Source organism: Nonomuraea bangladeshensis (assembly GCF_039529455.1).
Taxonomy (GTDB): Bacteria; Actinomycetota; Actinomycetes; order Streptosporangiales; family Streptosporangiaceae; genus Nonomuraea; species Nonomuraea bangladeshensis.
On record NZ_BAAAMV010000003.1, the window covers coordinates 452,886 to 468,226 of the forward strand.

The 15,341-nt window shown below is 71.9% G+C and carries 1 protein-coding gene; it reads left to right on the top strand.

All coding sequences use genetic code 11. The features are described from left to right. Positions 1-7: 7 nt before the first annotated feature. Entirely contained in the window at positions 8-15,337 is a 15,330-nt protein-coding gene (locus tag ABD292_RS10215) for an SDR family NAD(P)-dependent oxidoreductase (protein ID WP_344206836.1), read from the top strand. Positions 15,338-15,341: the final 4 nt, after the last annotated feature.

The window sequence follows — 15,341 nt, forward strand, 5'->3', positions numbered from 1 at the left end:
ATGACTCATGTCGGGCGATGACCGGCTGCGTGACTACCTGCGCAGGGCCACCGCGGATCTCCAGGAGACCCGGCGGCAGCTGCGCGAGGTGACGGAGCGGGCCCGGGAGCCGATCGCGATCGTCGGCATGGCCTGCCGGTACCCGGGCGGGGTGGCCACCCCGGAGGAGCTGTGGACCCTGGTGGCGGACGGTCGGGAGGGCTTCTCCGGCTTCCCGACCGACCGGGGCTGGGACGTGGACGCGCTCTACGACCCGGACCTGTCCCGCCCGGGAACCAGCTACGTGAACCGTGGCGGGTTCCTGGAGAGCTCCGGCCAGTTCGACGCCGACTTCTTCGGGATGAGCCCGCGCGAGGCCACCGCCACGGACCCGCAGCAGCGGCTCATCCTGGAGACCTCATGGGAGGCCCTGGAGCACGCCGGCGTCGACCCGTCCGGGCTGCGGCGCAGCCGTACCGGGGTCTACGTCGGGGTGATGGCCCCGGACTACGCGATCGGCTACGGCAGGGACGTGCCCGAGGCCGAGGGCCTGCTCAGCACCGGATCGCACGGGAGTGTGGTGTCGGGGCGGGTGGCGTACGCGTTCGGCCTGGAGGGGCCGGCGGTGTCGGTGGACACGGCGTGTTCGTCGTCGTTGGTGGCGTTGCACCTGGCGGCGCAGGCGCTGCGTTCGGGCGAGTGCGATCTGGCGCTGGTCGGCGGCGTGACCGTCATGTCCACGCCGGAGACGTTCACCGAGTTCGCCCGGCAGCGGGGGCTGGCCCCGGACGGCCGGGTGAAGGCGTTCGCCGACGCCGCGGACGGCACCGCCTGGGGCGAGGGCGTCGGGGTGCTGGTGGTGGAGCGGCTTTCCGACGCCCGCCGCAACGGGCACCGGGTGCTGGCGGTGGTACGCGGCAGCGCGGTCAACCAGGACGGGGCGTCGAACGGGCTGACCGCGCCGAACGGTCCTTCCCAGGAGCGGGTGATCGCTCAGGCGTTGGCCGCTGCCGGGTTGGTGTCCGCGGACGTGGACGTGGTCGAGGCGCACGGTACGGGGACCGCGCTGGGCGATCCGATCGAGGCGCAGGCGCTGCTGGCCACGTATGGGCGGGGGCGGCGGTCGCCGTTGTGGCTGGGGTCGGTGAAGTCGAACCTGGGTCACACGCAGGCGGCGGCCGGCGTGGCCGGTGTCATCAAGATGGTCATGGCGATGCGGCACGGGCTGTTGCCCAAGACGCTGCACGTCGATGCCCCGTCGTCCAAGGTGAACTGGTCCGGTGGCGCGGTGGAGCTGCTGACCGAGGCCCGGCAGTGGCCGCGGGTCGAGGGGCGGCCGCGTCGGGCCGGCGTGTCGTCGTTCGGGTTCAGCGGCACCAACGCTCATGTGATCTTGGAGGAGCCGCCGCCTGCCGAGGAGCCGTCGGTCCAGGAGGCGTCGTCAGGCCCGGCCGTGCCGGTGCCGGTGCCTGTGGTGGTGTCGGCCAAGAGCGAGGCGGCGTTGCGGGCGCAGGCCGGTCGGCTGGCCGGGTTCGTGGCCGAGCACGGTCAGGTCGATGTGCTGGATGTGGCCGTCGCGTTGACCCGGAGGGCCGGCCTGGAGCATCGAGCGGTGGTGCCGGTCGCGGCTGCGGACCGGGAGGGTCTGCTGGCCGGGTTGCGGGCGCTGGCTGCCGGTGAGCCGGCGGCTTCGGTGGTGCAGGGGCGGGTGCGGCCGGGCCGGGTGGCGGTGGTGTTCTCCGGTCAGGGTGCTCAGCGGGCTGGGATGGGGCGTGAGCTTTATGCAGCTTTCCCGGTGTTCGCCCGGGCTTTTGATGAGGCGTGTGCGCTCCTGGAGGCTGAGTTCTCCGCCGCCGATGTCGCAGGGGACCTGCGGGAGATCATCCTCGGCGAGCGTGGCGCCGATGGGGTGCTGGATCAGACGGTGTTCGCGCAGGCCGGGCTGTTCGCCTTCGAGACGGCGCTGTACCGGCTCCTGGAATCACTGGGAGTTCAGCCCGACTTCGTGGCCGGGCATTCGCTGGGTGAGATCACCGCCGCGCATGTGGCCGGGGTGCTGGATCTGGCGGACGCGTGCCGGTTGGTGGCGGCTCGTGGCCGGTTGATGCAGGCGTTGCCGGCTGGTGGCGCGATGGCGGCGATCGGCTGTGGCGAGGACGAGATCGCCCTCGTGCTGGCGGGGCTCGACCGGGTGGCTGTGGCGGCGGTGAACGCGCCGGGCGCGGTGGTGGTCTCGGGTGCGGCCGGTCAGGTGGATCAGGTCGTGGAGTGGGCGCGGGAGCGCGGGTATCGGACGCGGCCGTTGCGGGTGTCGCACGCGTTCCACTCGCCGTTGATGGAGCCGATGCTGGCCGAGTTCGCCGCGGTGGCGTCCTCGCTTGCGTTCCACCCGCCGACCGTGGCGCTGGTGTCAGGGGTGAGCGGGCAGCTGGCCGGGCCGCAGATCACCGAGCCCGGCTACTGGGTGGAGCATGTACAGCGGCCGGTGCGGTTCGCCGACGTCGTCACCACCCTGCGCGGGAACGGGGTCGGCTGTTTCCTGGAGGTCGGTCCGGACGCCCAGCTGACCCCCATGATCGAGCAGACCCTCGCCTATGAGGACGGCGAAGAGCCCTCCGTGGTGGCCCTGCTGCGCCGCGGCCGGGACGAGACCGCCCAGCTGGTCGCCGGGCTGGGCCAGGCGTGGACGTCTGGCACCGGTGTGGACTGGACCGCCTGGCCGGCCTGGGCCACCGGGGCCGGAAGGGGCGGCGCCCGCATCGGCGATCTGGACCTGCCCACCTATGCCTTCCAGCGGCGGCATTACTGGCTGCTCCCGCCGGGCCGTCCGCAATCGGGTGGAGCCGCCGGCACCGACCGGCCTTCCTTGTTCGAAGTGGCGTGGCGGCAGTTGGGAGCGGCATCGGCACCCCTCGGTGCGGCGGACGCCGGTGACACACTCGTCATCGACGCCACCGACGGAGCCCAGGACGCCGGCGATGTGATCGAACGGGTGCGTAGCGCTCTGCGTACTGTCCTGGGCGACTTGCAAGGCTGGTTCACCGAGGGGGACCCGCGGCCGGTGGCGGTGGTGACCCGGGGCGCGGTTGCCGTGGCCGGCGGGGAGACGCCGGACCCGGCGCAGGCGGCGGTCTGGGGTCTGGTGCGGTCCGCCCAGTCGGAGGAGCCCGGCCGGATCACCCTGATAGACCTCGACCCGGAGCCGGAAGGCGCGCAGGCCGCTCTCGGTGAGGAGGAGGCGTCGGCGCGTGCTGTGCCGGCCGCCATCGACGGTGGTGAGGACGGCCTTGCGGATGAGGTGCGGGCCGCGCTGGCTTCCGGTGAGCCGGAAGTGGCGCTGCGCGGCGGCGGGTTGTGGGTGCCGCGGTTGTCGCATGTGGAATCTGTCGATCCGGATGGTGGAGCTTCCTCGTCGCCCGTGGAGGGCGAGGAGGGCGTGGCGGCTTGGCCGGTCGATGGGACCACGCTGATCACTGGCGGCACCGGTGGGCTGGGTGCTCTGGTGGCGCGGCATCTGGTGGCTGAGCATGGTGTGCGGCGGCTGGTGCTGGTCTCCCGGCGTGGTCTGGATGCCCCTGGGGCTGCCGAGCTGCGTGAGGAGCTGGCCGGGCGGGGTGCCGAGGTCGCCGTCGCCGCCTGTGACGTGGCCGATCGGGATGCGCTCGCCGCGCTGCTGGAGGACATCGCCGACCTGCGTGCCGTGGTGCATGCGGCGGGGGTGGTCGATGACGGGGTGATCACGTCGTTGTCGGCTGAGCGGGTGGAGTCGGTGCTGCGGCCGAAGGTGGACGCGGCCTGGCATCTGCACGAGCTGACCCGTGATTCCGGTCTGGCTCGGTTCGTGGTGTTCTCCTCGCTGGCCGGGGTGGTGGATGGGGCCGGGCAGGGGAACTACGCGGCGGCCAACGCCTTCGTCGATGCTCTGGCGGTGGCGCGGGCTGCGGCCGGCCTGCCGGCGGTTTCGCTGGCGTGGGGGCCGTGGTCGGAGGAGCGGGGCATGGCCGGCCGGATCGACGCGCGGGATGAGGCGCGGATGCGGGCGGCGGGGCTGGTCTCGTTGACCGCGGGGCAGGGCCTGGCCCTGCTGGACGCCAGCCTGGAAGCCGGCCAGCCGTTTTTGGTGTCGGCGCGGTTCGATCCCGCCGCGCTGGGCCGGCGTGGCGATCTGCCGGCTCTGTTGCGTGAACTTGCGGGTCCTGCCGCGCGTCCCGCCGCCCCTTCCGGGGCCTCGGCCGATGACGCGGATGGTGGGGTGCGGCCGGTGGTGGCGGAGCTGGCGCATCTGTCGGCTCCGCAGCGGCAGCGGCGGTTGCTGGACGTGGTCTGCGGCGAGGCCGCGGCCACCCTCGGCCATGACAGTGCTCAGGCCATCGATGCCGATCGGCCTTTCCAGGAGTTCGGGTTCGATTCGCTGACCGCGGTGGAGCTGCGTAACCGGCTGCACGCGGTGACGGGGCTGCGGCTCACTCCCACGCTGGTGTTCGATCACCCCACTCCGCGTGCGCTGGCCACGCACCTGGACGCGGCTCTGTCGGGTACGGTTGCCCGCCGTCCGGTCCAGGCCGCCCCGTCCAATGGTCCTGCTGGTGATCCGATCGCCGTTGTCGGGATGGCTTGTCGGTTCCCTGGCCAGGTCACCAGCCCCGAAGACCTCTGGCAACTGCTGATCGACGACCGCGACGGCATCACGGGTTTCCCCACCGACCGAGGCTGGAACCTGGGATCGCTGTTCCATCCGGATCCCGACCATGCGGGAACGTCGTACGTACGCACTGGTGGGTTCCTGTCCGGTGCCGCCGACTTCGACCCGGAGTTCTTCGCGCTCAGCCCGCGCGAAGCGGTGGCGATGGATCCCCAGCAGCGGCTCATCCTGGAAACCTCGTGGGAGGCCCTGGAGCACGCCGGCATCGACCCAGCCGGACTGCGCGGCACCCCGACCGGGGTGTTCACCGGAGTCATGGCCAACGACTACGGTTCCGGCGCGGTCGCCACACCGGAGGCCGAGGGCCTGGTGGCCACCGGAACACAGGGGAGTGTGGTTTCCGGGCGGGTGTCGTACGCGTTCGGCCTGGAAGGGCCGGCGGTGTCGGTGGACACGGCATGTTCGTCGTCGCTGGTGGCGCTGCATTTGGCCGCGCAGGCGTTGCGTTCGGGTGAGTGTGATCTGGCGCTGGCCGGTGGCGTGACGGTGATGGCCACGCCGGATGCGTTCGTGGAGTTTTCGCGGCAGCGGGGTCTGGCTGCTGATGGGCGGTGTAAGTCGTTCGCCGAGGCGGCTGACGGGGTCGGCTGGGGCGAGGGTGTCGGTGTGCTGGTGGTGGAGCGGTTGTCGGACGCTCGCCGTCGTGGGCATCGGGTGCTGGCGGTGCTGGCCGGTAGCGCGGTCAACCAGGACGGTGCCTCCAACGGGCTGACCGCGCCGAACGGCCCCTCTCAGGAGCGGGTGATCGCTCAGGCGCTGGCGGCCGCTGGGCTCACGCCGGGCGATGTGGACGTGGTCGAAGCGCACGGTACGGGAACGGCGCTGGGCGACCCGATCGAGGCCCAGGCGCTCTTGGCCGCCTATGGCCAGGACCGGCAGTCGCCGTTGTGGCTAGGGTCGGTGAAGTCCAACCTGGGCCACACCCAGGCGGCGGCCGGCGTGGCCGGTGTGATCAAGATGATCCTGGCGATGCGGCACGGCCTGTTGCCCAAGACGCTGCACGTGGATGCGCCGTCGTCGAAGGTGGACTGGTCCGGCGGGGCGGTGGAGCTGCTGATCGAACCCCAGCCTTGGACGCGCGCTGCGGACCGGCCGCGCCGGGCGGGAGTGTCGTCGTTCGGCATCTCCGGCACCAACGCCCACGTCATCCTGGAAGAACCGCCAGTTGAAGAGCCGTCGGCCGTCGGCACTGTGCGGGACGATGAGGAGCCCACGCAAGAGCGAGCGGCCATCCCCGACGCAGTCTCCGAAGACACTGTCGCGCTTCCGGTGGTGGTGTCGGCCAAGAGCGAGGCGGCGTTGCGGGCGCAGGCCGGTCGGCTGGCCGGGTTCGTGGCCGAGCATGGCGAGGCCAGTCCGGTGGAGGTGGCGGCCGCGCTGACGCGCCGGGCGGCGCTTGAGTACCGGGCGATGCTGCCGGCAGCGGACCGGGAGGAGCTGCTGGCCGAGCTACGAGCGCTGGCCGCCGGTGAGCCTGCGGCTGCGGTCGTGGGCCGGGTGCGGCCGGGCCGGGTGGCGGTGCTGTTCTCCGGTCAGGGTGCCCAGCGGCCCGGGATGGGCCGCGGCCTGTATGCGGCTTTCCCGGTGTTCGCTCACGCCTTCGACGAAGCGTGTGCGCTCCTGGAGGCCGAACTCGATACCGCAGGGAACCTGCGGGAGATCATCCTCGGCGAGCGTGGCGCCGATGGGGTGCTCGATCAGACGGTGTTCGCGCAAGCCGGGCTGTTCGCCTTCGAGACGGCGCTGTACCGGCTCCTGGAATCACTAGGGGTCCAGCCCGACTTCGTGGCCGGGCATTCGCTGGGTGAGATCACCGCCGCGCATGTGGCCGGGGTGCTGGATCTGGCGGACGCCTGCCGGCTGGTGGCCGCTCGCGGCCGGTTGATGCAGGCACTGCCGGCCGGCGGTGCGATGGCCGCGATCGGCTGCGGCGAAGACGAGATCGCCCCCGTGCTGGCGGGGCTCGACCGGGTGGCTGTGGCTGCGGTGAACGCGCCGGGCGCGGTGGTGGTCTCGGGTGCGGCCGGTCAGGTGGATCAGGTCGTGGAGTGGGCGCGGGAGCGCGGGCATCGGACGCGGCCGTTGCGGGTGTCGCACGCGTTCCACTCGCCGTTGATGGAGCCGATGCTGGCCGAGTTCGAGCAGGTCGTGTCGGGGCTGACGCTGCGGCGGCCGGAGATGGCGCTGGTGTCGAACGTCTCGGGTGAGCTGGCCGGTGACGAAGTCATCGAGCCCGGCTACTGGGTGGAGCACGTACGACGCCCGGTCCGGTTCGCCGACACCATCACCACCCTGCGCGAGCACGGAGTCAGCTGCTTCATCGAGGCCGGCCCGGACGCCCAGCTCACCCCCATGATCGAACAAACCCTCATCGACGACGAGCCCTCGGTGGTGGCGCTGCTGCGCCGCGACCGCGACGAGACCACCCAACTGGTCACCGGGCTGGGCCAGGCATGGACCTGCGGCACCGCCGTGGACTGGACCGCCTGGCCGACTGGGCCGGCCAACGCCCGCACCGGCGACCTGGACCTGCCCACCTATCCCTTCCAGCACCGCCGCTACTGGCTGCAGTCGGCTCCATCCGGCGACCCGGCCGCGCTCGGCCAGACGGCCGCCGATCACCCGATCCTGGGTGCGGTGGTGGAGCAGCCCGACGGCGGCGCCATCCTGACCGGCCGGTTGTCGGTCGCCGCCCAGTCGTGGCTGGCCGATCATGCCATCAACGGCACCGCGATCCTGCCCGGCACCGCCTTCGTCGAGCTCGCCCTGCGCGCCGGCGACCAGGTCGGCTGCCCGGCCATCGACGAGCTCACCCTGCACACTCCGCTGCCCATCCCCGACACCACCAACGACACCAGCGGCGGCGTAGTCGTACAGATCACCGTGACCGGACCGGACGAAGACGGCCGTCGCCAGATCGGCATCCACTCCAAGGACGAGCACGGGAACTGGACCCGGCACGCCACCGGCACCCTCACTCCGACCCCCTTCATGCCCGCCGACCTGCGCCACGCCTGGCCACCGCCAGAAGCTCAGCCGCTGGAGGTCGCCGGCCTGTACGACCGCCTGGTCGATCACGGCTACGGCTACGGCCCCGCCTTCCACGGTCTCACCAACGCCTGGAGACACGGCGACGACCTCTACGCCGAAGTAACCCTCCCCGAAGCAGCCGGACAAACAGCCCGATACGGCCTGCACCCCGCCCTCTTCGACGCGACGACCCACGTGGTGCTGCTGGCCGGAGAGGACGCCGGGGAGGGCGTCCCGCTGATCCCGTTCAACTGGAACGGCGTCACCCTGCACGCCATCGGCGCCACCGCGCTGCGCGTACGGCTGCACCCGGAGCCGGATGGCGGGTTCCGGCTGGACCTGGCCGACCCCACCGGACGGCCGGTGGCCACCGTGGAGACGGTGGCGTCCCGGCCGGTGGCCGAGACGGATCCGTCGGCACCGACCGCGGCGTCGGTGGCGCGCTGGCTCACCGAGGTCGTGTGGCGACCGCTGACCGGAGCCTCCACCGGCGAAGGGGGAGAGCCGGCGCTGCGTGACGGCACCGTCGTCGTGGACGCCACCGGCGACGACGACGCCGGCGACCTGCCCGACAGGGTACGGCGCCGCGTCGCAGCGGTGCTGGCGGAGCTCCAGGACCGGCTCGCCGAGGAGGATGAGCGACCGGTGCTGGTGGCCACCCGGGGCGCGGTCGCCGTGGCCGAGGGAGAGACGCCGGACCCGGCGGGCGCGGCGGTCTGGGGATTGGTACGTGCGGCCCAGCAGGAACACCCCGGCCGGATCACGCTGGTCGACCTGGAGCCGGCGCGCACGGGAGGGCCCGCCGCACTGGAGAGCCTGGCGCTACCCGGCGACGAGCCGGAAGTGGCCATCCGCGATGACCGGACATGGGTACCCCGGCTGGAGCGCGCCCGCCTCGGCGAGGAGTCCGGAACGGCCTGGCCGGTCGATGGGACCACGCTGATCACTGGCGGCACTGGTGGGTTGGGTGCTCTGGTGGCGCGGCATCTGGTGGCTGAGCACGGCGTGCGGCACCTGGTGCTGGTCTCCCGCCGTGGTCTGGACGCTCCTGGCGCGGCCGAACTCCGCGACGAGCTGGCCGGACAGGGCGCCGAAGTGACGGTCGCCGCCTGTGATGTGGCTGATCGGGATGCTCTGGCCGTTCTGCTGGAGGACGTCGCCGACCTGCGCGTTGTGGTGCATGCGGCGGGGCTGGTGGATGACGGGGTGATTGGTTCGTTGTCGGCTGAGCGGGTGGAGGGGGTGTTGCGGCCGAAGGTGGATGCGGCCTGGCATCTGGATGAGTTGACGCGTAAGCGGGATGTGGCGCGGTTTGTGGTGTTCTCTTCGCTTGCGGGCACGTTGGGCGCGGCGGGGCAGGGCAATTACGCGGCGGCGAATGCTGCGTTGGATGCGTTGGCGGTGTCTCGGGTTGGGGCTGGTTTGCCGGCGGTTTCGCTGGCGTGGGGTGTGTGGGATGCCGAGGAGGGGATGGCCGGTCGGTTGTCCGATCGGGAGCGTGAGCGGATGGTGCGGGAGGGTTTGATCCCGCTGTCGGCTGGTGTGGGTCTGTCGGTGCTGGATCGGGTGGTGGCCGAGGGCCGTCGCGGTGTAGTGGTGGCGGCCGGTTGGTCGTTGGGGACGTTGCGTGCGGGGTCGGCGGAGCGGTTGCCGGCGTTGTTGCGTGATCTGGTGGGCGTGCGGCGCAGGGCCGCGGCGGATGCTCCGACCGGCGGTGGCTCGTTCGCCGAGCGGCTGGCCGAGTTGCCTGCCGCTGAGCGCCAGGCAGCGGTCATGGAACTCGTACGCGCACAGGCCGCCGCCGTGCTGGGGTACGGTGCGGCCGAGTCGGTCCCGGTGGACCGGGCCTTCCAGGAGCTGGGCGTCGACTCGCTCATGGCAGTGGACCTGCGGAACCGGCTGGGCCGGGCGGTCGGCCTCACCCTGCCGGCGACGCTGATCTTCGACCACCCGTCGGTGAAGGCGCTGACGGAGTTCGTACTGCGCCGGCTGGTGGGCGGGCAGGCCGACCAGCGGAGGACGCGGCGTCCGGCGGCGGTCACCGACGATCCCGTCGTGATCGTGGGGATGGCCTGTCGTTATCCGGGTGGGGTGGATGACCCGGAGCGGTTGTGGCGGTTGCTGGTCGATGGTGTCGATGCGGTGGGTGGCTTCCCGGGTGATCGTGGCTGGGATGTCGCCGGTCTTTATGATCCCGAGCCGGGGAAGCCGGGGCGTAGTTATGCGCGGGAGGGTGGGTTCCTGTACGGGGCGGCGGAGTTCGATCCGGCGTTCTTCGGTATCAGTCCGCGTGAGGCGGCGGAGATGGATCCGCAGGAGCGGCAGTTTCTGGAGGTGTGCTGGGCGGGGCTGGAGCGGGCCGGGATCGATCCGACGTCGCTGCGGGAGAGCAGTGCCGGGGTGTTCGCCGGGGTGATGTATCACGACTATGCGCCGTCGGGCACGGGCGGGGCCACGATCTCGGGCCGCGTGGCGTACACGTTGGGCCTGGAAGGGCCTGCGGTGTCGGTGGACACGGCCTGCTCGTCGTCGCTGGTGGCGCTGCATTTGGCCGCGCAGGCGTTGCGTTCGGGTGAGTGTGATCTGGCGCTGGCCGGTGGCGTGACAGTGATGGCGACCCCGGATGCGTTCGTGGAGTTTTCGCGGCAGCGGGGGTTGGCTGCTGATGGTCGGTGCAAGTCGTTCGCCGAGGCAGCTGACGGTGTCGGCTGGGGCGAAGGCGTCGGTGTGCTGGTGGTGGAGCGGTTGTCCGACGCCCGCCGCAACGGGCACCAGGTGCTGGCGGTGCTGGCCGGCAGTGCGGTCAACCAGGACGGGGCGTCGAACGGGCTGACCGCGCCGAACGGTCCTTCCCAGGAGCGGGTGATCGCTCAGGCGCTGGCTTCGGCGGGGATCGGTCCCGCGCAGGTGGACGTGGTCGAAGGACACGGCACCGGCACCGCGCTGGGCGACCCGATCGAGGCGCAGGCGCTGCTGGCCGCCTATGGCCAGGACCGGCAGTCCCCGTTGTGGCTGGGGTCGGTGAAGTCGAACCTCGGCCACACCCAGGCAGCGGCCGGCGTGGCCGGCATCATCAAGATGATCCTGGCGATGCGGCACGGCGTGCTGCCCAAGACACTGCACGTGGACGCGCCGTCGTCCAAGGTGGACTGGTCGGGCGGGGCGGTGGAGCTGCTGACCGAACCCCAGCCTTGGACGCGCGCCGCGGACCGGCCGCGTCGGGCGGGAGTGTCGTCGTTCGGCATCTCCGGCACCAACGCCCACATCATTCTCGAAGAGCCCCCGGCCGAGGACGAGCCGCTCTCGAGGGACCCGTCGGGCGAGCAGGACGGCCGCCCGGCCACAGCGGCCGAGGGCGACCCTGCGGTCTCGCCGGTGACGGTCCCTGTGGTGGTGTCGGCCAAGAGCGAGGCGGCGCTGCGGGCGGCGGCCGGCCAGCTGGCCGGGTTCGTGGCCGAGCACGACGAGGTCGCTCCGGTGGAGGTGGCGGCCGGGCTCACGCGCAGGGCCGCCCTGGAGTACCGGGCGGTATTGCCGGCGACGGACCGAGAGGGCCTGCTGGCCGGGCTGCAAGCGCTGGCCGCCGGTGAGCCTGCGGCTGCGGTCGAGGGCCGGGTGCGGCCGGGCCGGGTGGCGGTGCTGTTCTCCGGTCAGGGTGCTCAGCGGCCCGGGATGGGCCGCGAGCTGTATGCGGCTTTCCCGGTGTTCGCTCGCGCCTTTGACGAGGCGTGTGCGTTGCTGGAGGCCGAGTTCTCCGCCGCCGATGCCGCAGAGGTGGTGAGCGGCCTGGCCGGTGGTGTGCGCCTACGGGAGATCATCCTCGGCCAGACCGACGGGTCTGAGGCTGCCGCGTCTGGCACTGCTGCTGGTGGCGTGCTGGATCAGACGGTGTTCGCGCAGGCCGGGCTGTTCGCCTTCGAGACGGCGCTGTACCGGCTGCTGGAATCGCTGGGAGTCCGGCCTGACTTCGTGGCCGGGCATTCGCTGGGGGAGATCACCGCCGCACACGTGGCCGGAGTACTGGATCTGGCGGACGCGTGCCGGTTGGTGGCCGCTCGCGGCCGGTTGATGCAGGCGCTTCCGGCCGGCGGTGCGATGGCCGCGATCGGCTGCGGCGAAGAGGAAATCGCCCCTGTGCTGGCCGGGCACGACCAAGTGGCTATCGCGGCGGTGAACGCGCCCGGCGCGGTCGTGGTCTCGGGCGCCGCCGACCAGGTGGAACAGGTCATCGAATGGGCACGGCAGCAAGGGCACCGGACCCGGCCGTTGCGAGTGTCGCACGCGTTCCACTCGCCGCTCATGGAGCCGATGCTGGCCGAGTTCGAACAGGCCGTGGCCGGGCTGACCTTGCGGCGTCCGAAGTTGGCGCTGGTGTCCAACGTCTCGGGCGAACTGGCCGGCGAAGAGATCACTGAGCCCGGCTACTGGGTGGAGCACGTGCGGCGGCCGGTGCGGTTCGCCGCTACCGTCGCCACCCTGCGCGGGCACGGGGTCGGCTGTTTCCTGGAGGCCGGTCCGGACGCCCAGCTCACCCCGATGGTCGAGCAGACGCTAGCCCACCACGAAGACGGTGACGCCGGCAGTGCTGACGGCGATGACCCCACGGTGGTGGGGTTGCTGCGGCGCGACCGGAACGAGACCGCTCAACTGGTCGCCGGACTGGGTCTGGCCTGGACGCGTGGCCTCAGCGTGGACTGGACCGCCTGGACCACCGGGAACGGATCGGCCGGCACCCGCATTCGCCATCTGGATCTGCCCACCTATCCCTTCCAGCACCGCCGTTACTGGCTGCACACGGCTCCGGCTGGGGACCCGGCCGCGCTTGGTCTGGGTGCCGCTGATCATCCGATCCTGGGCGCGGTGGTGGAGCAGCCCAACGGTGGCGCCATCCTGACGGGGCGGTTGTCGGTCGCCGCTCAGCCGTGGCTGGCCGATCATGCCATCAACGGCACCGCGATCCTGCCCGGCACCGCCTTCGTCGAGCTCGCCCTGCGCGCCGGCGACCAGGTCGGCTGCCCGGCCATCGACGAGCTCACTCTCCACGCCCCGCTGCCCATCCCCGACAGTGATGGCACCACTCTCCAGATCATCCTGAGCCCACCCGACGAGGACGGCCGGCACCAGATCGGCATCCACTCCAAGGACGACCACGGGAACTGGACCCGGCACGCTTCCGGCACCCTGACCCCCATCCCCAGCGTTCCCGCCGACCTGCTTCACGCCTGGCCGCCGCCGGACGCCCAGCCGCTGGACGTCACCGGCCTGTACGACCGGCTGGTCGATCACGGTTACGGCTACGGCCCCGCCTTCCACGGCCTCACCCGCGCCTGGGAACACGGCGACGACCTCTACGCCGAGGTCTCACTGCCGACCGACGTCGCAGATCCCTCGGGCTTCGGCGTGCACCCCGCGCTGCTCGACGCGGCGATGCACGTCGGCATGCTGGCCGGGCAGGACGCCGGACAGGAAGAGGCCGGTCCGCTGATCCCGTTCAACTGGAACGGCGTCGCCCTGCATGCCGCCGGTGCCACCTCTTTGCGGGTGCGGCTGCGTCGGCTGGAGGGCGAAGCGGTCACCCGGCTGGACGTGGCCGACTCGTCCGGTCGCCCGGTGGTGTCGGTGGAGGAGCTGACCGCGCGACCGCTGACTCCCGAGCAGTTGAGCGGCGCGGTCCCGGACAGGTGGCTGTACGAGGTGGCCTGGCGGCCGCTGGCGACGAACGAGCGTGAGGCCGCCGCCGGGGCGCTGGATGTCACGATGCTGGATGCCGCTTCTGCGGTGGGAGCGGGATCTGCTGCCCGAGGTGCGGGGGCTGGTGACGGCAGGCCGGTGGACGGTGACGTACCAGTACGGGTACGGCGGGCCGTCGGACACGTGCTGGGCGAGTTGCAGACCTGGCTGGCCGAGGGCGACACGCGGCCGATGGTGGTGGTGACCCGAGGCGCGGTGGCCGTGGCCGATGGCGAGGTGCCGGATCCGGCGCAGGCGGCGGTCTGGGGCCTGGTACGGGCCGCTCAGGCGGAGGAGCCCGGCCGGATCACCCTGATCGACCTCGACCCAGAGCTCGAAGGCGCGCAGGCGAGTGCTGTTCCGGTCACCATCGACGGCGGCGAGGACGGCCTTCAGGGCGGTGTGCGTACCGCGCTGGCACTTGGCGAGCCGGAGGTGGCGCTGCGCGGCGGCCGACTGTGGGCGTCCCGGATGACACACATCGCATCCCCCGGTGGAGCCTTCCCATTGCCAGGGGCTGCCGGCCAGGATGCCGACGTCGTGTGGCCGGTCGATGGGACCACGCTGATCACCGGCGGTACCGGTGGGCTGGGTGCTCTGGTGGCCCGGCATCTGGTCGCCGAGCACGGCGTGCGGCACCTGCTACTGGTCTCCCGCCGAGGCTTGGACGCGCCTGGCGCGGCCGAGCTCCGTGACGAGCTGACCGGACAGGGTGCCGAGGTGACGGTCGCCGCCTGTGACGTGGCTGATCGGGATGCTCTGGCCGTTCTGCTGGAGGACGTCGCCGACCTGCGTGCGGTGGTGCATGCGGCGGGGCTGGTGGATGACGGGGTGATCGGTTCGTTGTCGGCTGAGCGGGTGGAGGGGGTGTTGCGGCCGAAGGTGGATGCGGCCTGGCATCTGGATGAGTTGACGCGTAAGCGGGATGTGGCGCGGTTTGTGGTGTTCTCTTCGCTGGCGGGCACGTTGGGCGCGGCGGGGCAGGGCAACTACGCGGCGGCCAATGCCGCGTTGGATGCGTTGGCGGTGTCCCGGGTTGGGGCTGGTCTGCCGGCGGTTTCGCTGGCGTGGGGTGTGTGGGATGCCGAGGAGGGCATGGCCGGTCGGTTGTCCGATCGGGAGCGCGAGCGGATGGTGCGGGAGGGTTTGATCCCGCTGTCGGCTGGTGTGGGTTTGTCGGTGCTGGATCGGGTGGTGGCCGAGGGTCGTCGGGGTGTGGTGGTGGCGGCCGGTTGGTCGTTGGGGACGTTGCGTGCGGGGTCGGCGGAGCGGTTGCCGGCGTTGTTGCGTGATCTGGTGGGTGTGCGGCGCAGGGCCGCGGCGGATGCTCCGGTGGGCGGTGGTTCGTTCGCCGAGCGGCTGGCCGAGTTGCCTGCCGCTGAGCGCCAGGCAGCGGTCATGGAACTCGTACGCGCACGGGCAGCGGCCGTGCTCGGCCACGACACGCCCGCGTCCGTGCCGGTGGATCAGGCCTTCCAGGAGCTGGGCGTCGACTCGCTGGCGGCGGTGGAGCTGCGCAACGGGCTTGGTTCCGCGCTGGGGCTCCGGCTACCGACCACCTTGGTGTTCGACCATCCATCGGTCCGGGCGGTCGTCGATTACCTGATCAAGCGGATCGCGCCGAAGACCGACGGCGGGGGTCACGGCGCCGCCAACGGCCGGGACGAGACGGCGATCCGCGCAGCGCTGCAGACCGTGCCGCTGGCGACACTGCGCGCCGCCGGACTGCTGGACGCGCTGCTGGAGCTCGCCGGAGCGCACCCCGAGGGTACGAACGGAGCCGCAGCCCCGGACGAGACGGCGGACCTCGACGTGATCGACGAACTGGACGCCGAAAGCCTGATCAGGATGGCCTTGAACAACGGGGAACCGGATGACGAGATCGAGGAGGGCTGAGGAG

Bases quoted from the DNA above. Each gene is read 5' to 3' on its own strand.
- ABD292_RS10215 (WP_344206836.1), top strand. From the start codon at position 8: ATGTCGGGCGATGACCGGCTGCGTGACTACCTGCGCAGGGCCACCGCG.